Here is a 22273-nt window from a genome sequence, read left to right as displayed (position 1 = left end):
GCCACCTAATATTTCCATTACCTTGAAATTTTATTTTTCGAAGACTACTTCAATTCCAGGGAGTTCGGGACTGGTGAAGATAAACTGAGAATCACCAGTGAAATTAACAGTTCCGGTTTGATTTCCTAATTCAGGAATAAAGAACTGGTAACGACTATTTCCCAGGTAAGCCCAAACACCATCATTATCGCCGTCAAGTTCACAACCTCCTCCTTCAACATTTTCGTAAAATTCAGAAGAAGCAGTATTATCTGCATTGAACTGGATGAATGAGTTCTGGTTGCAATCTGTAAGCGTATTTTGCGTGGCGCTCGTCCTTACGTCTATCAGGTACCATTTTCCAACGATCTCCATTCCGTCATCTGTAGTTGCATCGTCATCATCGCTACAGGCGGTAAATAAACTAAGCGATAAAAATAGAATTAAAAGCTTTTTCATGATTTACTGGTTTTAGGTTGCTAAGATATTTAATTTTAAGTTTCAATGATTTTCTTCCCGATCAAATTTTCCATCAGTATAATATTTCCAGGTGCCAGACTTTTTTCCTTCTACATACTGGCCTTCCATTTGTTTAAGCCCCTTAGGATCAAAATATATAGCAGGCCCGTGTAATTCCCCGTTTCTGTATCGAAGTTGTTTGGTTAACTGACCTTTTTCGGTATAAATAAGGCTCTCACCATGTTTTTTTCCTTCCAGGTAAGAAGTCTTTTCGGCAAGCTGCCCATTTGGATAATATGTTTCCTGGAGGCCGTTAAGCAGATCATTCTTATAATTTTCGATCATCATGATGCTATCTGAATTCTGGTGATAATACACCCATTTGCCTTCTCTTTTGCGGTCTAACATCCTGCCCTCACTAATAGGTTCTCCTTTCTGAGTATAATAAGTGACTTTAACCGAGTCCTGGCCTTTACCAAAATCCATTATAGCGGCAGGATGATCATAGAACCCCTTTTTATAGAATTTGAAGATTCCTACCTCTTTTCCATTTTCAAAATTACCTTCAAATTTTGGCTCATCGGTACCTTCAAAATTGACTTTCCAGGGCCCATTTCTACGTCCATCGTCGTCTAACTGATTGATTTGGGCGTTATAACTGGTTGTTATTAAGGTAAATACCAAACAAATTAACGGCTGTTTAATCATAATTAACAAATATTAAACATATTTTGGTTCGTTTTGAGTTTACATTTACGCTAAGTATGAGAACTCACTAAACTAAAACAAGAAATTATGGATTTTATTTTAAGAAATGCAAAACTTAGCCTAATGGCTTTAATCCTCTGCTTTGGATTCATCGCATGTGATGAAGATGATGATTTTAACCCAGGTGGAGAAGTTGGAATGGATGATGGACCTGGCGAATCAAATTCAATTGTTGATTTTGCCGAAGATAACGGGTACACTTCCCTTGTTGCGGCAATTGAAGCTGCCGGACTTACCGATGAATTAAGCGGGGACACCGAGTACACTGTTTTCGCTCCTGACAATGCAGCCTTTGATGCGTTCCTGGCAGATAATGGCTTTGCGAGTCTGGATGCGGTACCTCAAAGTGTTCTAACCATGGTCTTAATGAATCACGTTCAGGCCGGTAGTATAATGTCTGGTGACCTGGATACCGGTTATTATACCAGTATGGCGATGGCAGGGCCAGATTCACAGGCTGTTAGTCTGTATATCAATACCGATGGTGGAGTAGAACTTAACGGTGCTTCCACGGTACAATCGGCTGATAATGAAGTAGACAATGGAGTGGTACATACCGTAGATGCTGTTATTCCATTACCAGATATCACAACTTTCGCAACTGCCGATCCTACGTTTGAAACCTTGGTTGCTGCTTTAACCAGAGAAGACGATTTTGATTATGTAGACCTTTTAATGACACCTGACGGAACAGATCCTGCTCCATTTACAGTTTTCGCTCCAACCAATGATGCCTTTACAGACCTGGTTGCAGAACTTGAAATTTCAGGACTTGGCGATATCGATGCTGCTACCCTGGAAGCAGTCTTAAATTATCACGTGATCACCGGAAATAATGTTACTTCAGATGAACTTATGGATGGTATGACCGTTACAACAGCCGGTGGAGCTACATTAACCATTAATGTTGGAGATAATGTTACCATTACCGATGGAATGGGAAGAGTGGCTACTGTAGTTATAGCCGATGTTCAGGCTACCAATGGTGTGATTCATGCAATAGATACTGTATTGATGCCAGGTGATGATGATGGTGGCGATGGTGGTGATGAAAGCAATACTATTGCTGATTTTGTTGAAAACAATGATGATTATTCGTCTCTTTTTGCTGCTTTGGAAGCTGCCGGACTTACCTCTGTTTTAGATGGAAGTGATGAGTATACTGTTTTTGCTCCAGATAATGATGCTTTTGCCGCATTCCTTTCAGACAATGGTTTTGCAAGTCTGGATGATGTGCCAGATGACTTGCTAACCATGGTTTTAATGAATCACGTGCAGGCTGGAAGTATAATGTCTACTGACCTTTCAACCTCATATATTGAAAGTATGGCCGAAGCTGGTCCTGATGGAGGAACAGTTAGCTTATATGTTAATACAGATGATGGAGTAATGCTTAACGGAATGTCTACCGTTACAAATGCTGACATAGATGTTGATAACGGAATTATCCATGCTGTAGACGCTGTAATTGGATTGCCTACTATTGCAACCTTTGCCATGGCCGATCCAGATTTTGATACACTGCTTGCAGCTTTAACCAGAGAAGATTCTTACGGTTTTGCAGGCCTATTGAGTTCTAATGATGAGCCCGCGCCTTATACCGTATTCGCGCCTACGAATGATGCATTCGGTGATTTGCTTACAGAATTAGGAGTTTCTGGTCTGGCAGATATTGATGCAGATCTACTTGAAGCAGTGTTGTCTTACCATGTGGTGACAGACGCTAATGTAACTTCAGATATGGTACAAGATGGAATGGAGGTAGACACATACCTGCAGGACGAATCATTTACAATTAACATTAATGATAATGATGAAGTAATAATTACAGATGCGAGAGGTAGAGAATCTCAGATTATTGCATTTGATGTACAGGCTACGAATGGTGTTGTACATGCAATAGATACCGTCCTACTGCCAAGCGAATAATTTTAAATGTGTTTTTTCTTAATTTGTTTGAGTAAAAAAAGTCCTGCAACACTGCAGGGCTTTTTTCTTTTTAGATTATTCAACAATGTTTTATATCCTGGTAGACAGGACCAGGAGTAGCTTAGAATTAGGAACAAAAAAAGCCCCGCATTAGCGGGGCGTTTGATTATAAAAAATATCAGTCTATTTTCCTTTTTGCTGTTTCTTCTGTTGTTCTTCAGCCTGCTCCATCATTTCCTGGAATTTCCTGGTAAACCTGTTTTGTTTCTTAGGCTTCTTCTTGTTCTCCTGTATCTTGGCATGGATCTTATCCTCATCTATGATCACATATTTGATCACTAACATGATACCTATGGTGATCAGGTTAGAGGTGAAATAGTAAAGGGAAAGTCCACTTGCATAGTTATTAAAGAAGAACAACATGATAAGTGGCGACAGATACATCAGGAATTTCATATTTGGCATTCCCGGCTGCTGGCTCGCCTGCATGTTCTGCCCCGTGGTCATCATCATATAGATGAAGATGGCTACAGAAGCCAGAATTGGGAATAGACTTATATGGTCACCGTAAAAGGGTATATGGAACGGTAATTCCGCGATAGTGTCATAACTTGAAAGATCATCTGCCCAAAGGAAGCTCTTCTGCCTTAGCTGAAAAGCACTAGGGAAGAACTGGAATAAGGCATAGAAGATAGGGATCTGCATCAAAGCCGGTAAACAACCACTCATTGGGCTGGCACCAGCCTTGCTATACAGCTTCATGGTCTCCTGCTGCTTCTTCATGGCGTTATCCTTATACTTCTCATTGATCTCGTTGATCTCCGGCCTTAAAACCTTCATTTTAGCCTGGGAGAGGTATGACTTATAGGTGACTGGCGATAGTAAAATCCTTACCACGATGGTCATTACGATTATTGCTATACCATAACTTGGGAGAAAGCTACTAAGGAAAGCAAAGAATGGAATGAAAAGATATTTGTTGATCCATCCAAAGATTCCCCAACCAAGAGGCACTATCTCATCAAGATTCCGATCATAATCGTTCAGGATCTTGTAATCGGTAGGCCCGTAATACCAGTTCATGTTATAATTCAATTCTCCCGCCTTGAGTTCAAGAGGAATAGTGGAGGCGAAAGATTTGGTATAAACAGTGTCAATTTCTTCATCTTCAACCAGGTTCCGTGAAGTGAATTGTGCAGAAGGGAACGGATTATCTGTTAAAAGTATGGAGGTAAAGAAATGTTGCTTATATGCGATATAGCTAATATTGGTGTCTTCATCTTCTTCCAGGTCACCCTGGCCCAGATAATCGTCATCACCTCCGTCGTATTCATAGATCAGCTCGGTGTACCTGTTTTCATAGGAGATACTTTTAGCATGTCGATAACCTTTCAAATCCCATTTAAGTTCTGGATTTTGTGAGGAATTCAGAACATTGGTAAGACCTTGTGAACGAATGCTGAAATCCAGCATATATTCTCCAGGTCTCATAGCGTAACGGTATTCCAGGTATTCATTTTCTGAAACTTTTAATTTCATCGAAAGGATCTGGTTGCCGTTATTTTCGGTTAACTCCGGTTCAAAAAACAGGTTTTCTGTGTTGAGGGTTCTTCCGTCTGTCGTGGAAAAGCTCATATTCAAAGAGGCATTACCATCTTTTACTAAATAAACCGGGATGGAATCATAGGTTTTATAATTCTTTAATCTCGCTTCCTCGATATAACCACCTTTATTGGATACCTTTAATTCCAGAACATCATTTTCGATGGTCGTGGTCCCTCCCTGCGCCGAAGCGAGGGTTTCAGAATAACCAAAAGCTCCAAGCCTGCGCTGGGCGTTCACCAATGCAGCCGAATCATTCCCGGCAACCGAGTCTTCTCTTTCTGAAGTGGTTTCAGGTTCTTCGTTAGCGTCAACGATCTGCTCGGTTTGCGCAGCTTCCTCCTCGGTTACAGTATCTTCAGGCGTATTATTGTAAAGCATCCATAACAGGATCCCTCCAATCAGTAAAAATCCAATTATGGATTGAATATCAATTTTCTTTTCTTCCATTATTCGTATTTGCTTATTCCTCCCTGGTCAAAATTGCGACCAATTTTAATTCTGTGCCATCTTGGCATTTTTTACTTTTTCAGCATGTTCGTGGGCGGCCCTTACAAAAGACACAAAGAGCGGGTGGGGATTTGCAACCGTACTTCTATATTCAGGATGATATTGAACCCCAACAAACCATGGGTGATCTTTGAGTTCGATCACTTCAACAAGTCCGGTTTCCGGGTTGATTCCAGTGCTTAGCATTCCTGCGTTTTCAAGCTGCTCCTTATATTTGTTATTGTATTCGTAACGGTGGCGATGACGCTCCTGGATAAGGTCGGTTTCGTACACCCCATGAATGATGGAACCTTCCTGTAGCTTGCAATCCCAGGCTCCAAGACGCATGGTTCCGCCCTTATGAGTAACTTCTTTTTGTTCCTCCATAAGGTCTATAACCGGATGTTTGGTCTTTCCATCCATCTCTGTGGAATTCGCGCCTTTTAACTGCAATACGTTTCGGGCAAATTCGATGACTGCCATTTGCATTCCAAGGCAAATTCCCAGGAATGGAAGTCCGTTTTCTCTGGCATAACGAACCGCGTCTATTTTTCCTTCGATCCCTCTTTCTCCGAATCCTGGTGCAACTAGAACCCCGTCAAGATGGCTTATTTTATTATGAATAGTACTGTCATTTATGAATTCTGAATGTATATACTCCACATTCACATAGACTTCATTTTCAGCACCAGCATGAATGAATGATTCCAGGATGGATTTATAGGAATCCTGAAGCTCTACATATTTTCCGATCAATCCAATATGCACTTCGGCCTTTGGATTTTTATGTCTTTTCAAAAACTGGTTCCAGCGTTCCAGGTTAGGCGTGGAATCATCAGGTAGCGCCAGTTTTTTAAGGGTCACCGTATCCAGGCCTTCCTTCAGCATCATGTTCGGCACATCGTAAATGGTAGGCGCATCGATACTCTGTATAACCGCTTCCTGCCTAACATTACAAAAAATGGCCAGTTTTCGGCGAATATCATCAGAAAGTTCATGCTCAGTACGACAAACCAGGATATCGGCTTTGATCCCGCTTTCCATCAGGGTTTTCACACTGTGCTGAGTTGGTTTTGTCTTTAGTTCTCCAGCAGCTGAAAGGTAGGGCACCAGGGTAAGGTGAATCACCAGCGCATTATCGTCGCCAAGTTCCCATTTTAACTGCCTTACCGCCTCGATATAAGGGAGAGATTCAATATCGCCCACGGTACCACCAATTTCGGTGATCACGATATCATATTCATCATTCTGGCCGAGGATCTGGATTCGTTCCTTTATTTCATTGGTAATATGTGGAACCACCTGAACGGTTTTCCCAAGGAACTCACCACGGCGCTCTTTTTCGATCACGCTCTGGTAGATCCTTCCGGTGGTTACATTGTTCGCCTGCGAAGTGTTCACATTCAGAAAACGTTCGTAATGACCAAGGTCAAGATCGGTTTCAGCTCCATCATCGGTTACATAACATTCACCGTGCTCATAAGGGTTCAAGGTTCCCGGATCTACGTTGATATAAGGATCCAGTTTCTGAATAGTTGTTTTAAACCCCCTTGCCTGCAATAACTTTGCTAAAGAGGCAGCAATAATCCCCTTTCCCAGGGAAGAAGACACACCTCCTGTTACAAAAATATACTTGGTATCGGCCATTTTATTCTAGTTTGTTGTGTTGTTTTATTCAGGGCGCTAAATTACAAAGAAGAATAGAAAAAGCGGTTAATTTGGAAAGCTAATATTAAGAGCTTTTTAAGAACTTTTATTTTGACCTACCGTGGTCTTGGATAACGTTTCCTGATCTCTCTAAGCAGCTGCTCAAGGCTGTTTATCTTAAGTTCAAAAACCTCCTGCATCTGGTCTCCCAGCTTGCCTTGTGGGAAACCCTTTTGCCGAAACCATACATAATAAGGTTCCGGGATATCAGAGAGATAATAACCTTTGTATTTGCCAAAGTGCATCTTAGCGTAGGCGAGCTCGATAAGCTTTTTAGAATCGGTTAAATTCAAGGCTGGCAGTGTTTTTTTAAGAAATCTGAGAGCTCCGAAAATTTTTCCCTGGTCAATGGTTTGGTAAGATACCTGATTATTGAAGGATATTTCTCAGATTTTTCCAGGTCAAATTTACTATTGCTGGAGGTAAGTAAGATTACTTTGAACGAATTATTTTCTTTTTTTAATTTCTCTATGAATTCAAACCCATTCATTTTAGGCATATTGAGATCGAGAAATATCAGTGGGTCATCCCTGTCTTTTGATATGATTTCAAGGGCTTTCTGGGGTTGAGTGAATTCGGTAACACAGTTTTTTAAACCCTCAAGTTCAAGCAGCTTGCAGGTTATAAAGTTCGATATGGTTTCGTCGTCTACTATATATATGTTTCTCATAACGAAGGGCCTTATTACTAAGTTAATTACCGCAACATGATATAACCTCCCTGGCGAGTTAAATATTTGGTAATCTTTAGGGGAACTGTTAGGCTATTTTTAGTTTTAAGGCTTAAAATCAAGTTTCAAATGGCACTATTCGGATCTATCATAAAAAGTCTTATCGAAATCAAGGAAAACCTTACTCCAGAAGGTGATGCTTTAAAGGACCAGGAAGAAGTTCTTAGAAATCTTCTTAAAAAAGCCAAGGATACCGAATTTGGCAGGCATTACGATTTTGAGCGTATTTTAAATTCTGATAATATCAAAAAGGAATTTGCCAGCACAGTGCCTTATTTTGATTATCATAAGATCGATAAGGAATGGTGGCATAAATATCATGATGATGGAGCTAAAAATGTGACCTGGCCTGGAAGACCTCCTTACTTTGCCATAAGCTCGGGGACGACTGGCAAAACCAGTAAACGAATTCCTGTGAGTGATGATATGCTGGAAGCCATTAGAAAAGCCGGGATCAAACAGGTGAGCGCCCTTAGTAATTTTGATCTTCCACCAGATTTTTTTGAAAAGGAAATCATGATGTTGGGAAGTTCCACCGATCTTCAAAAGCAGGGCGATCACCAGGAAGGAGAGATAAGTGGGATTAGCGCCAGCAATATTCCGTTCTGGTTTCGCAGCTATTATAAGCCTGGAGAAGAGATCGCTAAAATCGATGAATGGGACGATCGGGTTCAGAAGATCGCAGAGAATGCAAAAAACTGGGATATTGGAGCCTTGAGTGGTATTCCTTCCTGGATGGAATTGATGTTGAAAAAAGTGATCGAATATCATGATCTCAATCACATTCATGAAATATGGCCAAATTTGCAGGTGTACACTTCGGGAGGTGTTGCCTTTGAACCTTATGAAAAGAGCTTCAATAAATTGCTTGGAAAGCCCATTCAGGTGATCGATACCTACCTGGCTTCAGAAGGTTTCCTGGCTTTGCAGGATCGTCCAGGAACCAACTCCATGAAACTTATACTGGATGGTGGTGTTTATTTCGAATTCGTTCCTTTTAAACCAGAATATATCAATGAGGATGGTTCATTAACCAAAGATGCGCCTGCAATTCCGCTAGAAGAGACCCGGAAGGAAGAAGAATATGTTTTGCTTATTTCCACGGTTAGCGGTGCCTGGAGATATATCATAGGTGATACCATTAAATTTACTAACAAGGAAAAATATGAGATCAGGATCACGGGAAGGACAAAATTTTTCCTGAACGTTGTAGGATCCCAGCTTTCGGTCAACAAAATGAACGACGCAATAAAAAGCCTGGAAGATAAATTTGATATCAGTATTCCCGAATTTGTGGTGGCCGCCAAAAGGGGTGAGGATGGTGAATATTATCATTACTGGTACCTGGCTACTGAAGATAATGCAGATGCTGAGGAATTATCTGAGGCCCTGGATCATGCATTGAAGGAGGCGAATAAGAATTATAAGGTTGCCCGGTCTAAAGCTTTAAAAGGTGTAAAGGTAAAACTTGTTTCACCAGATATGTTCCATGACTGGAATGCAGCCAATAAGAAAAAAGGCGGCCAGGTTAAAATGGAAAAAGTGATGAACGAGGAAAAATTCAATGAGTGGGAACAATTCGTTCAGGATCAGAAATAGAATGCATTAATCTATTTCTTCATGAATTTCGTCAATCAAAACCATGATCTCATCTGGAGATAGATATAGATCTGCAATACGATCTTTGTAAACATCAGAGAGTTGCGAATGATTCAATATGAAGTTCTTGGTCGCAATGATCTGCTCTCCCAGGCCATGGTTTACAGCATAGGTGTCAGCTGCACGTTCAGCTTCCCTGATATAATTTTTGGAAGTGAAATATTTAATTCCGAACCAGACCAGGTCTATGGAAGATCGATCCTGGTAATCCATGATATGCCCCATTTCATGTCCCAGCCAGCCTATAAGTACTTCTGAAGGAACCATGCTCAGGTCGAATTCCTGGCCCTCAATATTGAACTCCTTATTAATATAGATTATATAACTGCGATCTTTTTTATTCTTAAGCAGGCTCGAAACTTTCGGCTGTGCCTGCATAAAGGATTTCTTGATATTTCGTTTGAACCTGATCTCAATAGGAGTATCCTTTAACTCGGGATAATGGGAAAAGGCGATATAGGCCTCTCTCCAAATCTCGTCTGGTACGATCTTGTTATTTAATTCAAGACTGTCTTTTTGTTGCATGAGTTTAGACTGGGGATAACAGGTAAGCGTACTCGTAATGAATACAATTAGAAATAATGATTTTTTAGCTAGCACCGTCATCGTTCTTTTATCTTTTCCAAATTACAACAAAATTGGTGCCTCAGAAAGACACGAATTTTAAAATAGACTTAAAATTTAATTTCTTAAAAAAAGAAAAGCAGGCCATTGACCTGCTTTTTAATTATCATCTGTGATGAAAGCTTAGCTTTTCATCATTTCCTGAAGTCTTTGTTGTAAAGACTGGTCGCTTCTTAGAGCCATTGCAAGCTGTTGATATCTCTCCATGCTTAGATCGCTATCTGAAATCACAGTTTCGATCTTTTCCTGATATTTTGGCTGAATGGTTTGAAGCTCATCAACCACAACCTTGTATTTTTTATCCTCTGCTTCGGTTGTTTCGATCTCTTGCTGAGGATTCATTTTCGCCTGGTGGATTTCATTGAATCTCTTCAATTCAAATTCTTCCTCCTGAACCACAGCGATCATCTCCTGCTGCGCCTCCTGATTTACCATTCTTATTTGCTGAAAAACCTGAGCGAATTCGCTCAATTCAGAATCGCTAACCTCTATCTTTTCCTGTTGAGGCATTGGCTGATTTTGAGCGTTCATGCTAAGGTTACCAATTGCAAGAACAAAAAGTAAACTGCTAAATAATTTCGTTAATTTCATAGTATGTGTTTTCAATTTTTTGAAGCGCCCAAGCTATTGGTCTGGATACCCAAATCCAAAGCTTTAGGAAATAAATCAGGTATCTTAAGAAAAACTTAACATTTAAGCCTGGAGACATTAACTAAAATGCCCGGAATTCGAGAAATCCGGGCATTTTTTTACTGAAAATCAATACTGGAGAATGATTTTTTCCAGATTATTTGGCAGTATCTGGAATAGGTGGAGGTCCGTCTGGGATGATGGCTTCATAGGTAGCATCACCCTTTCGTTCCTGGTATTCTTTTTTCACTTTTTCAACTAGTTCAGGATTTTCAAACAGGTCCAGCATGGTCATGCTCATAGCCTTGCCTGCGTAGATCATTCCTTTATGCCCAATGCTCATTCCCCCACAGGCGACAACGGCCCAGGAATGCCATGGGGTATCTTTAGGCGCAGTGGTCACACTTAGGTTGATGTTGGGTACATTCCAGCTTACATCGCCCACATCGGTTGAACCACCGCCCGGGTGTTCTTTGGTTTCTTCCAGAGGTTTGATCTCTGAATCCATTCCAACCAGTTCCTTTCCTGTTTCTTTCTGAATGCTTTTTCCGAAATCGATCTCTTCCTGGCTGTATTCAATTGGGCCGAGTAATTCGAGGTTATTCTGCATGATCTTTCCACCTTCGCGATTAACCAGAGTTTCATAAATTCCGGAGATCAGGGAAACCTTATAATCCACATTGGCCATGATGGCCGCGCCTTCCGCCATTTTTTTGGCGTGTTCGAAAACAGGCATCAAACCATCTCTTTTGGTATCGCGAACCCGCATCCACAATAATGAATAATCGGGTACCACGTTCACCACCTGTCCGCCATCCTGAATATGATAATGCATCCGAACTGTTGGTTTTACGTGTTCACGGTAATAATTCACCCCGGTGGTATATAGTTCAAGCGCATCTGAGGCGCTTCTTCCATTCCATGGATCGGCAGAAGCGTGAGCCGCCTGTCCGAAGAATTCCACTTTAAAATCTACCAGCGCCAGGGAGCTTTGAACATCGGCTTCGGTTTTAGCAGCAGGATGCCAGCTGATGTTCACATCCACATCGTCCCAAAGTCCGGCATCTACCATCCAGATCTTGCCAAAGTACTTTTCTTCACTTGGTGTTCCGAAGAATTTTACCGTTCCCTTGATATCTCCACTTTCTATCTGGTCTTTGATGGCAATAGCGGCTGCAAGGCTTCCAACACCAAAAAGGTTATGACCACAACCATGACCGGCTTTACCTTCATCGAGTGGTTCCTTGGTTGGCTGAGCTTTCTGGGAAATCCCCGGTAGCGCATCGAATTCTCCAAGTACACTAATTACAGGCGAGCCGCTGCCATATGTGGCTACAAAAGCGGTTGGCATACCAGCTACGCCGCGTTCCACGCTAAAACCTTCTTTTTCGGCATAATCTGCGAGTAATTTAGCAGACTCATTTTCTTCAAAAGCTGTTTCGGCAAGTGCCCAGATCTTGTCGCTTAATGCGATAAGCTCATCTTCTCGTGATTCAATAGATTGTATCAATTCCTTTTTATTGGCCGGAATCTCTTTCTGGGCCTGCAGGCTGAAGGCGAAAAACAGGCACAGAGGGAGTAAAAATTTATTCATAATAGACTTTTTAGTTCATCCCTAAAATAGTCAAAATTGCCTGAAATCTATAAATGAAATGATTAGCCTACTTTTTTATTGCCTTCTCATAAAGATCAATCCACTGCTGGACATTCATTTTAGAAACCAATTCGCCAATTATTACGAAGGGTATTTCTTCAGGTTTTTTAAAACGAATGCAGCTTTTTCCCATATCTGGTTTACGGCCTATTTGGGTTTTATATTGACCGATGAACCATTCACTTAATTCCTTATTGGCATAAACACCTGAATGATAAAGAGCGATATAGTTTTTCTGAGAGGCAAGGTTCATAAAGGGTAGTGGAAGTTCTGGGTCGCAGTGGTATCCATCAGGATAGATCGAATGCGGCACTACATATCCAATCATCCCGTAACTCATGGTTTCCTCATAGCCTACAGGTAAGTTCTCCCTGATCACCGACCTAAGTTTACTCATCGCAGCTATCCTTTCCTCTGGAACTTTGCTGATATATTTTTCTGGGGAATTGGCTTCGATCTTCATAATTGAAAAATTAGGTCTACTGAATTTAAAATTAGTTTTTTGATTTTTAAAAACGGGATCCGGAAGCTATTAATTCAGCTTTTTGCTGAAAAGGCCTGTTAAGCCCAAAACCGGACCAATAGCCAGGAAGATCATCAGGTATTCAGGTTTTACCAGGTTGGCCAGGTAATTGACAAGCTGAATGCTGATGATGGTAATGCTGAAACCAATACAATTAACAATGGTTAGCGCAGTTCCACGGGAGGAAGGTGATGTATTACTGGCTACCAGACTAGAAAAGAGAGGCGAATCGGCAACTACAACAAGACCCCAGAAGATCAAAAAGATCACAATAAGCAGGAAGGAGTTACCGGCGAGGATCCACGGCGAGATCAGGCAGCAAAATCCGGAACTTAAAAGTGCCAGGCCAGCTATGTTTTTAGTGCCGAATCTTTCCGAAAGATAACCGCCAATCACGCAGGCAACTCCGCCCAGGCCTATGATCCAGAAGGAAAGAAAAGAAATGCTGAATTGAACTTCAGGATTATTCAGTTTGAAATAGGCGAGGAGAACCGGAACAAAGGCCCAGAAGCTATATAATTCCCACATATGCCCGAAATAACCAAAGGCAGCAGCACGGAATTCTTTATGCCTGAAAACCTTAAAGACCAATCCCAGATCGGGTTTTTGCTTTCTGGTTCTAAAGGGGCCGTCAGGTACAAAGAGGAGGATCATTAATCCTCCTGCAATGGCGAGTACCGAAGTAAAACCGATCACCCATCGCCAATCCAGCTGTATACTGCCTGAAACTGCTTTTAAAAGATGTGGAAGAGCTGTGCCAACCACCAAAGCTCCTACCAGGTAGCCCAGTGACTTACCCAGGCCTTTGTCGAAATAGTCGGCAGCGATCTTCATTCCAACCGGGTATATTCCTGCGAGCGAAAGACCGGTTAAAAATCGAAAAACGATAAGGCTTGATAAACTGTTATTCTCAAATAGAATTCCAAGGTTGAAAATTGCTCCGGCCAGTGCACAAAAGAAGAAAACTCTGGAAGGGGAGAAGCGGTCTGAAATGGTTAGGAAAGCAAAGATCAGGGTTCCGCAAATAAAACCTAATTGTACGGCGGAAGTTAGGTGGCCAAGTGCTTCAGGCGCCAGGCTAAAATTGATCAAAAGATCGCTCATTACCCCATTTCCGGCAAACCAGAGCGAGGTACAAAAGAATTGAGCAATAACGATAACAGGTAATATTCTACGAGTTGCTTTCAATAACTATAGAATATTACCTGTTTCATATGGCAAGTATACTAATTTAATCCTTCAAACCAGTGTCTGGAAGATTAACCTGTTCTTTTTTGAGATACTTGTCCAGGAAAAGCCTGATCTGCCTGTAACCTTTGATCTCGTTTTCCTTTTTAATAAAACCGTGACCTTCATCTGCGAAGACCATATATTCAACCGGAACATCATTCTGTCTTACAGCTTCCACGATCTCATCAGATTCTACCTGGAGGACCCTGGGATCATTTGCCCCCTGTAAAACCATGATCGGGTTTTTCACATTTTCGGCATGGAACAGCGGTGAGATCTTTTTAAGCCTGATCGAATCCTGGGTGTTGGGATCTCCAAGTTCTTCATAAAGCGCATTCTTAAAGGATTCCCAGTAAGGAGGAATGGATCTTAAGGTGCGCAGCCAGTTGGTAACCCCAAAAATGTTCACGCCTACTTCAAATTCATCGGGTGCGAAGGTCATTGCGGCCATGGTCATATAGCCACCGTAACTTCCGCCAATTACCCCAATCTGGTCTTTATTGATATAATCCTGGGAAGCCAGCCATTTTTTGCCGTAGATCACATCCTGCAGATCCTTCTCTCCATGATTCCTGTCGTCCATTTTATAGAAACTGGCTCCGTAGCCACTGCTTCCGCGGTTATTCACTGCAAGGACGGCATAGCCATGATTAACCAGGTACTGGATCAGGGCTGAGTATCCAACCCTCGACTGTCCGCCAGGGCCTCCATGAACCCATACGAGCGCTGGTTTTTTATTACTTGCGGTTGCGTTCAGGGGTTTATAGTATATGGCTGGAATTTCTAGTCCGTCAAAGGATTTATACCTCACAACTTCAGCCGAAACCAGGTCGTCCGGATCGATCTCGGGATTCAGGGTACTGGTTAATTTTTTAAGCTCCTTTGTTTTAAGATTGTAGACATAGATGTTATTCGGGGTTTTGGAGGTTCCCACGGTTAACCTTAAAAGATCCTCGCTTTCTGAAAAGCCTGCTGAAACGATATTTCCATCTTTAATATCCGGCAGTTCCATGGGTTGCTGGGTCTCATTTTTCCACATTACGAGTTTGGTGGCGCCATCCTCGTTGATCCCGATTACCCGGTAGGTATCATTTTCGCTGAGGTTACTGTACATCACATCCCAGTTGGTTTTATAAAGAACTTCTGAAGTTTTGCTGTCCAGGTCGAACGACATAAGCCTGGAGAACTCACCGCCCTGGTTGGTGGTGTAATACATTTCGGTTTCTTCATTATTGAATCCTGCCGCGCTGTAATTATATCCGGGTTTAGATATCTCGGTCATTTCGGCGGTTTTCATATTCAGGAGAAACAACTGGTTCTCACTGGTTGTGATGGGTTTGGAAAGCGCCAGGTATTTTCCCGAATCCGAGATATAGAAACCGAATAGCCTTCGGTATTTTCATATAGCATTTCTGGCTCCCAGGTTCCAATCTTCATCTGGTAAAGGTCAAAGAACTGCGGATTTCTTTTGTTAGACAGGTAGTACATAAACTCCCTGTCTTCACTCCAGCCGGCGAATTCAGCTTTTTCATTTTCTCCCGGGGTCAGGTCTTTAGAACTTCCATCAGGCTTAAGCAGGTAAAGATGATTGATCTCGTTGCCGCCTTTATCAGCCGAATATAGAATATCCTGAGTACCCGGAACATAATCTACAGCAAAGTAGGATTCGTTTTCTGAACTGGAGATGGCCTTCTTCTCGCCCGTGGAAATATCGATCTCGTAAAGGTTGAATATCCCTGATTCGTCGCTGCTGATCAACAATTTAGACTCATCAGGAGAAAATCTTCCGCCGCCAATACGGGTATTTTCATAAAATTGCTCAATGCTGTATTCCTTTGGATCCTGGTTATTTTGTGCAAAAACAAATGCCGAAAGGAAAAATAGCAGGTAAATGGTATTTTTCATCTTTTGTAATTTTTTTGGTTAGGTAATTTATAGTGGTGTTTGAAAACCAATTAAATATACAAAAAATGACCTTTAGGAGCTTGTTTAAGGCACGACCTGAAAATTTTAAATCTTCTGCTGTTGATTATTGGTAAGCTGATGTTTTTCCTTTCCGGTATGTAGTGTTGAGGCGGGCTCGAAAAGCATTACCAGGACTTCCTCTTCAGCAATAGGCTTATGTTCAACTCCGCGTGGCACAACGAGGAATTCGTTTTCGTTCAAAACCACCGTACGGTCGCGAAAATCGATCTTCAAGCTTCCCTTCACCACCCAGAACAATTCATCTTCATGTTCATGGGAATGCCATACGAATTCGCCTTTTAGCCTGGACAGTTTCACCTGCTGGCCATTCAGTTCTCCAACTATGCGGGGATTCCAATGGTCGGAGAATTTTTCAAATTTTTCTGCAATATTTACTTTTTCCATATTATTCCGGACTATGATGATCGTAGCTTAACACGCGTTTCAGCATCCATTTGTCGTTATCCCGGACCCATACATGCGTGAATTTGGCAGAACTTGTTTTATATAGTTCCTTTTCGGGTTCCTGGATATAAAAATCATGTATTCCTTTTTGTATGGCCCCGTATAACTCGCCATTATCATAAAGCGGAAAGACTTCCAGGCTTCCAGGTACCAGTTTCCTGATTGGTTTCATATCTGGATTAGAGCAAATATTATTTCTAACGTTCTTGAGGAAATCTATTTTATTGGTGGTTAAGCCACCCTGGTCGTGGAAAAATTCCAGGTCCTCGCTTATGATGTCTTCGAATTCATTGATCTTACAAAGGTTAAAACCACGATCGAATAACAGGCTGTCCCTTGATTTCAATTGTTTGAAAATTTCGGAATCGCTATTAACCTGGGCCATTGACATAAAAGAGATCAGGCAAATGATCGAAAAGATAACATGTTTCATTATTCCAAAGATTTATTGTTTATGAGCCATAAATATGTTTTAGCAAAATTTTGCCGCCAAAGCGCTTCATTATGTTTGCCTCCTTCCACATAAACTGCCTGAAAATTTTCTGCTTTCATTCCCCTGGCAGTTAGAAGCTCAATCATCCGCTTCATATCCGGAATCATTTCTTCAGATTCTTCGGTACCTACCAGGAAAGAGATTCTGGCATTCGTATTCAATTTCTTTTCCCTGGCATATTCATAGATCTTTTCAGTAAACCAGAAAGAAGGAGAGTAGATGCCGGCCATCCCGAAGGTTTCAGGATACTTCAGTAAGGCATAGAACGAAATAAGTCCGCCAAGTGAAGAACCAAAAATACCGGTATTTTGAATATCTGCTTTAGTTCTATAAGTACTATCTATATGAGGCTTCAAATTTTGGGTTAAAAATTCGAGATAGCTGTCTCCCTTACCGCCACCGTATTTTTCATTCGGAAAAGGAGTGAGTTCATCCAACCTTTTTTCACCGCCATGCTCGATCCCGACGATAATAGCTTCTGGTATTTCAAGGCTGTCCAAAGTTTCATCAATCTCCCATTCACCCACGAACGAAGTTTCCCTGTCAAACAGGTTCTGGGCATCATGCATATAGATGACCGGGTATCTTTTTTTCGAAGTTTTATAGGTCTTAGGAAGGTAGATCCAGATCTTCTTAAGAGTATCCAGCTGAGGTGCTTCAATCTGAAAGCCTGACACCTGAGCCGAGGCTGTGCTTTGAGATTGGAGATTGAAAGTGATCAAGTAAAATGTGAACAGGAAAAGTAACCTGATTTTCATGAAATTCAAATTATAGCGGTTTTCCAAAAATAAGCTTTACTTTGATTATATCTCAAAATCCCCGTTATTTATAGGCAATTTGGAGAATTTCTAATAAAAACTGACCTCAATTCTAATTTTTCAGTCCTATGAAAAGATACCTGCTGTCCGCAATTCTTATTCTATTTTTTATAAAGGCTTCCGCTCAAAATACCCAGAATTTTGATTACCTGGATGTATTTCAACTTGAGTACACCGCCGATCCTCAAATTTCACCAGATGGGGAATATGTGGTTTACCGGAGAACGGGCTTCGATATTATGAAAGACCGTTCCAAAGGAAATCTATGGATACTTGGAGTGAAAGATCCTTCTATTCATCACAAATTAAGCAGTAGGGAAGTGAGCGAAAGTAACGCCCGCTGGTCACCTTCGGGAGATCGCATCGCTTTTGTGAGTTCAACCGATGAAGGCAGTGAGATCTATTTGTACTGGACTGAAACCGGTGCGATCGCCAGGCTTACCCAACTGGAAAACAGTCCGTCTAACCTCGAATGGTCGCCTGATGGGGGGCAGATCGCCTTCAGTATGAAAGTGAACGCGAAGGCACCGGTAATCGCCAAAATGCCCGAAAAGCCTGAAAACGCTGAGTGGGCAAAATCCCCGAGAATCACCGATCGTTTAAAACATGAATCAGACGGGAGCGGGTATATCAAACCAGGATTCGATCATATTTTCACGATACCTTCAGAAGGCGGTACGGCGAGGCAACTTACAAGCGGTGATTTTAATCACAATGGAAGTCTCTCCTGGGCGCCTAACGGAAGCAAGATCTACTTTTCGGCTAACCGAAATGAAGACTGGGAATACGACTTTAGAAATAGCGAGATCTATTCAGTGAATGTTCACAGTGGTCAAATTGAGCAACTCACAGAAAGAAGCGGTCCCGATTTTGCCCCAGCCGTGTCTCCAGATGGAAAATACATCGCTTACCTGGGTTTCCAGGACAAAGTGCAGGCGTACCAGGTAGACCAGCTCCAGGTAATGAATATAGACGGAAGCAACAAGAGAGTGATCTCTACTGATCTTGACCGAAGTATTTCAAACCCAACCTGGGCCGCGAATGGCAAAGGCCTGTATTTCATGTACAACGACCTGGGAGTGACCAAGATCGCCTATATAGACCTGAACGGAAAGACCAGGGATATCGTTTCAAATGTGGGAGGAACCAGCCTGGGAAGGCCTTATGCAAGTGGTAGCTATTCGGTTTCTGAAGACAGGGATATCGCCTATACCATCAGCAGGCCAGACAGGCCGGCAGATGTTGCGGTCATTGAGCGCAAGGATGATGCTCCGCAGGTACTTACCGATTTGAACAAAGACCTGCTTACCCACCGAAAACTGGGCAGGGTAGAGGAGATCTGGTATAAATCTACAGTAGATGACCGGGATATACAGGGCTGGATCGTTTATCCCCCAGATTTCGATGAGAATAAGAAGTACCCGCTGCTGGTAGAAAATCATGGTGGACCAATTCTGAATTACGGCCCGCATTTTTCGGCAGAAATGCAGCTGTACGCTTCAAAAGGTTATGTGGTATTTTATCCAAATCCAAGGGGTAGTACCAGTTATGGGGAAGAATTTGGGAACCTGCTGTATAACAACTATCCCGGGGAGGATTATGATGATGTGATGGATGGGGTCGATGCCGTGATCCAGAAAGGATATGTAGATACCGAAGAACTCTTCGTGACCGGCGGGAGTGCTGGTGGGATCATGACCGCCTGGATCATTGGAAAAACCGATCGATTTGCCGCTGCCGTGGTTGCCAAGCCAGTTGTGAACTGGATCAGTAAAACCCTGGTAGCCGATAATTATTATGGATACGCCGATTCGCGTTATCCCGGTCAGCCATGGGAGAACTTTGAAGGTTACTGGAAGTTTTCGCCTTTATCCCTTGTGGGGAATGTGGAAACGCCTACCATGGTCATGGTAGGAATGGACGATCTTAGAACTCCGCCAAGCGAAGCCAAACAATTATACCATGCCCTTAAATTGCGTAAAATTGAAACTGTTTTAGTGGAAATACCTGAAGCTTCACACGGGATCGCCGCCAGACCCAGCAACCTGATCACCAAGATCGCGCATACGCTGGCCTGGTTTGAAAAGTTCAGAAATAAGGAATAGTTTAATTTTCGCTGTTTTCAAGGCATTCAAAACAGCGAAGCAGGCCTTCAGGGATATCGATATCTTCTGAACCCTTCATCGGTTCAGTTAATTCGCCCTGTTCCTGGATGATCTGGTAGAATGAACTGGCATATTCAGGAAGTTTCGCTTTCCTGGCAAGCAGTTTTTCGGTGATCTCCTCCTGGTCCAGTTCAGCGATGGCTTTTGGCCATACCATAAAGGCCTCCCTTATCTTTTCTTCGGTCATATTTTGCTGAAGAATTTCAGCCTGCCGAATGAAGGTCTCTTTGGGAACCTTAAGCAGAAAGTACCGATCATTGGGGTAGACCAGCCCGGGCATATGATCGATATCTTCTTCGAAAGGCCTGATCTCGGGTTCGATATTTTTGTTGGTTATGATGGAAGGTACCAGTCCGGTTAGCTTGAAGAATGCATTGTCGCGATCGCCAGGAATAGGAATGGCCTTATAACGATCCTTCTTTTTCTGAATGGCCCAGCCCCATTGTTTGGCATGCCTGTCCCAGTCGCCGATCAGCATATCGAAAAGCCGGGTTCTTATGAGCATTTCGTTGTCCAGACTCAGGCTTGAACCTTTTTGCAGCTTCAATTCCTGCAGGTTATCGGTATCAATAATTTCGTCGATATCTTCAAGATTGGTCCAGTTCCCGTCGCTTTTGAGTTCGTATTCTAGCAGGTAGAGCCTGTTTCCGTATTTATTGTTAAGATCACCAAGACGCTCCTGCTTCGGAATAAAATAGACCTGGGGATGCGTATGCAGGACCTGGGCTGTTTCAGCTAATTCGGCTACCAGCATGGCGGCGTACGGATGCTGACCTGAAATTCCGTCTACAACGATATTTTCAAGTCCCAGTTTTTCGGCAATTTCAGGGATGAGCTTTTTTGGATCCTTGGCAACGCTTCTTAGGGTGTATTTAATATCATTCTCGCCTTCCAGTTCAAGTGACTGGGTTTGCATTCCTCCACCTTCGTCCTTGATCTTTAAACCGCCTTTTAAAGTATCAAGGAAAGCGATAGGAACCTGAACCGGAGTCGACCAGGCTTTCCGGTAATTCTCGCCCTGCATAAGCCTTTTGATGAGGTCGCCCTCGTAGAGAGTGCTCGCCGCTACCAGGACAGAATCATGCTCCCGGAAATCTATTTTTTCAACATCCTCGATATTTTCAATACTACAGGTTACGAATTTCTTATCGGTGCTGGAAGCCGACCAGTAAATAAGGATGATCAAAACAAGAAAAAGAACAGCGATTATGGCAAGAAACTTTTTCATCTATACTGGTTTAGATTTCGGAAATTAAAACTACTATTTTGACCTGTAGCCTGGACTATTGAGTTTGGTAAACTAACGTTAAATTAGCTTAATCCATTTGAAGTTCACTATTCTTATTCCGCAGGTCCGGGCCATTTAAGAGTATAGATTTCAAATTCAACATATAAAAAGTCCAGCCCGTTTTACAGCCCACATAAAAATTCATCCTGGATTGCTCATCCTGTGGAATTTGTTCCTGTACCAGCTTTATAATATTTTCTTCCTGCTCCCAAAACATACTAAGTCCCACAATTCCAGCTTTTCCAAATACGAATCTTAAGAATTCACCTTTATGTGGTTCCAGGACCAGTCCCTGTTCTTCAATAGTTTCGGGCCAGCCATGCCATTGCCATTTATAGGAGTCACCCGGTTGAATCTTTTCACTACGATTCCTAGGTTCACCATCTTTGTTTGTAAACTCAGCCTTTCTGAGGAACCATTTTTCCAGGTTTTCCTGAGTTAACCAATGTTCCCTTATCTTAATTTCGTCGAAATCGAGCGGCATTTTTACTTCGAACCGGCTCCAGTCTACCTGTGTTTCCATCGCTTCAATGATTTAATTCTTATTAAATTTACTGAAAAACGCTAGCTTATGGATTATAAATTGCCCGCAAAAACCAGGATCGGCCATGTTCACCTGAAAGTTTCCAACATTGAGAAAAGCCTGGAATTTTACAGGGATCTGCTGGGATTTAAAATTACCCAGCGAATGGGAGATTCTGCCGTATTTCTTTCTGCTGGCGGTTATCACCATCACATCGCTCTGAATACCTGGAATTCGGCTGGAGCGGGCAGAGCTTCGAAGGATGGAGTGGGGCTTTTCCATGCTGCAATATTATATCCAGAACGAATAGATTTGGCAAGGATCTTTAGACGACTTCAGAAAAAAGGCTATCCACTCACCGGCGCTGCAGATCATGGTGTTTCAGAAGCCCTGTACCTGGACGATCCGGATGGAAATGGGATCGAATTGTACTGGGACAAGCCTAAGGAGAACTGGCCAAAAACGAGCGATGGAGAGATACAGATGTATACGCGGCGGCTTGACATGAATGAACTACTGGAACTGGCGAATGATTAAATAGCTGGTAATTAGTTTTGTAAAAGAAAAACAGTT

At 42.2% G+C, this 22273-nt stretch carries 22 protein-coding genes; 4 read left to right on the top strand and 18 right to left on the bottom strand.

Annotation, left to right across the window (positions count from 1 at the left end; all coding sequences use genetic code 11):
* Positions 1 to 30: 30 nt before the first annotated feature.
* Both MKO06_RS14030 and MKO06_RS14025 read right to left on the bottom strand, forming a co-directional pair.
* Positions 31 to 438 carry a lipocalin-like domain-containing protein gene (locus MKO06_RS14030; protein WP_241552694.1) on the bottom strand — a complete coding sequence of 136 codons (408 nt, stop codon included), beginning with the start codon at positions 436 to 438 and terminating at the stop codon, positions 31 to 33.
* A gap of 42 nt (positions 439 to 480) precedes the next feature.
* Entirely contained in the window at positions 481 to 1122 is a 642-nt protein-coding gene (locus MKO06_RS14025) for a toxin-antitoxin system YwqK family antitoxin (protein WP_241552693.1), read from the bottom strand.
* 147 nt (positions 1123 to 1269) lie between these two features.
* On the opposite strand from MKO06_RS14025, the gene MKO06_RS14020 reads away from it, so the two are divergent.
* Positions 1270 to 3135 (top strand): fasciclin domain-containing protein, encoded by a 1866-nt coding sequence (locus MKO06_RS14020; RefSeq protein ID WP_241552692.1) that lies wholly within the window; start codon positions 1270 to 1272, stop codon positions 3133 to 3135.
* Between the two features lie 183 nt (positions 3136 to 3318).
* Here MKO06_RS14020 and yidC read toward each other — a convergent pair whose 3' ends face one another.
* The 4 genes from yidC to MKO06_RS14000 all read right to left on the bottom strand — a co-directional run bounded on the left by yidC (position 3319) and on the right by MKO06_RS14000 (position 7603).
* Complete coding sequence (gene yidC / locus MKO06_RS14015; protein ID WP_241552691.1) at positions 3319 to 5187, bottom strand: membrane protein insertase YidC; 1869 nt, start codon at positions 5185 to 5187, stop codon at positions 3319 to 3321.
* Between the two features lie 45 nt (positions 5188 to 5232).
* Positions 5233 to 6873: a CTP synthase gene (locus MKO06_RS14010; protein ID WP_241552690.1), complete on the bottom strand. Its 1641-nt coding sequence runs from the start codon at positions 6871 to 6873 to the stop codon at positions 5233 to 5235.
* Between the two features lie 116 nt (positions 6874 to 6989).
* The gene (locus MKO06_RS14005; protein WP_256946188.1) at positions 6990 to 7226 is read right to left on the bottom strand and encodes a DUF3820 family protein; all 237 of its coding nucleotides are present in this window, start codon (positions 7224 to 7226) and stop codon (positions 6990 to 6992) included.
* Positions 7223 to 7603, bottom strand: coding sequence for a response regulator (locus MKO06_RS14000; RefSeq protein WP_241552689.1), 381 nt, complete (start codon positions 7601 to 7603; stop codon positions 7223 to 7225). The genes MKO06_RS14005 and MKO06_RS14000 overlap by 4 nt, the downstream gene beginning before the upstream one ends.
* 129 nt (positions 7604 to 7732) lie before the next feature.
* Between MKO06_RS14000 and MKO06_RS13995 the strand changes: the two genes are divergently transcribed.
* A complete protein-coding gene (locus MKO06_RS13995) occupies positions 7733 to 9262 on the top strand; it encodes a GH3 family acyl-acid amido synthetase (protein ID WP_241552688.1) in 1530 nt (509 codons plus the stop codon).
* Between the two features lie 6 nt (positions 9263 to 9268).
* Here MKO06_RS13995 and MKO06_RS13990 read toward each other — a convergent pair whose 3' ends face one another.
* From MKO06_RS13990 to MKO06_RS13945, 10 genes are all read right to left on the bottom strand, one after another.
* Positions 9269 to 9847, bottom strand: coding sequence for a hypothetical protein (locus tag MKO06_RS13990; protein WP_241552687.1), 579 nt, complete (start codon positions 9845 to 9847; stop codon positions 9269 to 9271).
* Positions 9848 to 10069: 222 nt separating this feature from the next.
* The gene (locus MKO06_RS13985; RefSeq protein ID WP_241552686.1) at positions 10070 to 10537 is read right to left on the bottom strand and encodes a DUF4168 domain-containing protein; all 468 of its coding nucleotides are present in this window, start codon (positions 10535 to 10537) and stop codon (positions 10070 to 10072) included.
* Between the two features lie 196 nt (positions 10538 to 10733).
* Entirely contained in the window at positions 10734 to 12170 is a 1437-nt protein-coding gene (locus MKO06_RS13980) for an amidohydrolase (RefSeq protein WP_241552685.1), read from the bottom strand.
* Positions 12171 to 12237: 67 nt separating this feature from the next.
* Positions 12238 to 12693 (bottom strand): DUF1801 domain-containing protein, encoded by a 456-nt coding sequence (locus tag MKO06_RS13975; RefSeq protein WP_241552684.1) that lies wholly within the window; start codon positions 12691 to 12693, stop codon positions 12238 to 12240.
* 69 nt (positions 12694 to 12762) lie between these two features.
* Positions 12763 to 13941 (bottom strand): MFS transporter, encoded by a 1179-nt coding sequence (locus MKO06_RS13970; protein ID WP_241552683.1) that lies wholly within the window; start codon positions 13939 to 13941, stop codon positions 12763 to 12765.
* A 43-nt stretch (positions 13942 to 13984) separates the two neighbouring features.
* Positions 13985 to 15316: a S9 family peptidase gene (locus MKO06_RS13965; protein ID WP_241552871.1), complete on the bottom strand. Its 1332-nt coding sequence runs from the start codon at positions 15314 to 15316 to the stop codon at positions 13985 to 13987.
* A complete protein-coding gene (locus MKO06_RS13960) occupies positions 15283 to 15888 on the bottom strand; it encodes a TolB family protein (protein ID WP_241552682.1) in 606 nt (201 codons plus the stop codon). Before MKO06_RS13960 ends, MKO06_RS13965 begins: the two co-directional genes overlap by 34 nt.
* Before the next feature lie 105 nt (positions 15889 to 15993).
* The gene (locus tag MKO06_RS13955; RefSeq protein ID WP_241552681.1) at positions 15994 to 16353 is read right to left on the bottom strand and encodes a cupin domain-containing protein; all 360 of its coding nucleotides are present in this window, start codon (positions 16351 to 16353) and stop codon (positions 15994 to 15996) included.
* Between the two features lies 1 nt (position 16354).
* The gene (locus MKO06_RS13950; RefSeq protein WP_241552680.1) at positions 16355 to 16846 is read right to left on the bottom strand and encodes a nuclear transport factor 2 family protein; all 492 of its coding nucleotides are present in this window, start codon (positions 16844 to 16846) and stop codon (positions 16355 to 16357) included.
* Positions 16846 to 17664 (bottom strand): alpha/beta hydrolase, encoded by an 819-nt coding sequence (locus MKO06_RS13945; RefSeq protein ID WP_241552679.1) that lies wholly within the window; start codon positions 17662 to 17664, stop codon positions 16846 to 16848. The genes MKO06_RS13950 and MKO06_RS13945 overlap by 1 nt, the downstream gene beginning before the upstream one ends.
* A gap of 128 nt (positions 17665 to 17792) precedes the next feature.
* Here MKO06_RS13945 and MKO06_RS13940 point away from each other — a divergent pair, with 128 nt between their 5' ends.
* On the top strand, positions 17793 to 19829 hold the full coding sequence (locus tag MKO06_RS13940) for a S9 family peptidase (protein WP_241552678.1): 2037 nt from the start codon (positions 17793 to 17795) through the stop codon (positions 19827 to 19829).
* A gap of 1 nt (position 19830) precedes the next feature.
* On the opposite strand, the gene MKO06_RS13935 is transcribed toward MKO06_RS13940, so the two are convergent.
* A complete protein-coding gene (locus MKO06_RS13935; RefSeq protein ID WP_241552677.1) occupies positions 19831 to 21117 on the bottom strand; it encodes a HipA domain-containing protein in 1287 nt (428 codons plus the stop codon).
* An 88-nt stretch (positions 21118 to 21205) separates the two neighbouring features.
* Positions 21206 to 21700, bottom strand: a complete 495-nt coding sequence (locus MKO06_RS13930; protein WP_241552676.1) for an SRPBCC family protein — start codon at positions 21698 to 21700, stop codon at positions 21206 to 21208.
* A 48-nt stretch (positions 21701 to 21748) separates the two neighbouring features.
* On the opposite strand from MKO06_RS13930, the gene MKO06_RS13925 reads away from it, so the two are divergent.
* Positions 21749 to 22237: a VOC family protein gene (locus MKO06_RS13925; protein WP_241552675.1), complete on the top strand. Its 489-nt coding sequence runs from the start codon at positions 21749 to 21751 to the stop codon at positions 22235 to 22237.
* The last annotated feature ends 36 nt before the right edge of the window (positions 22238 to 22273 follow it).

Source organism: Christiangramia oceanisediminis, from assembly GCF_022570735.2.
Lineage (GTDB): Bacteria > Bacteroidota > Bacteroidia > Flavobacteriales > Flavobacteriaceae > Christiangramia > Christiangramia oceanisediminis.
Note: the sequence above shows the minus strand (reverse complement) of the source record. Positions and strands in the feature narration are given on the sequence as shown.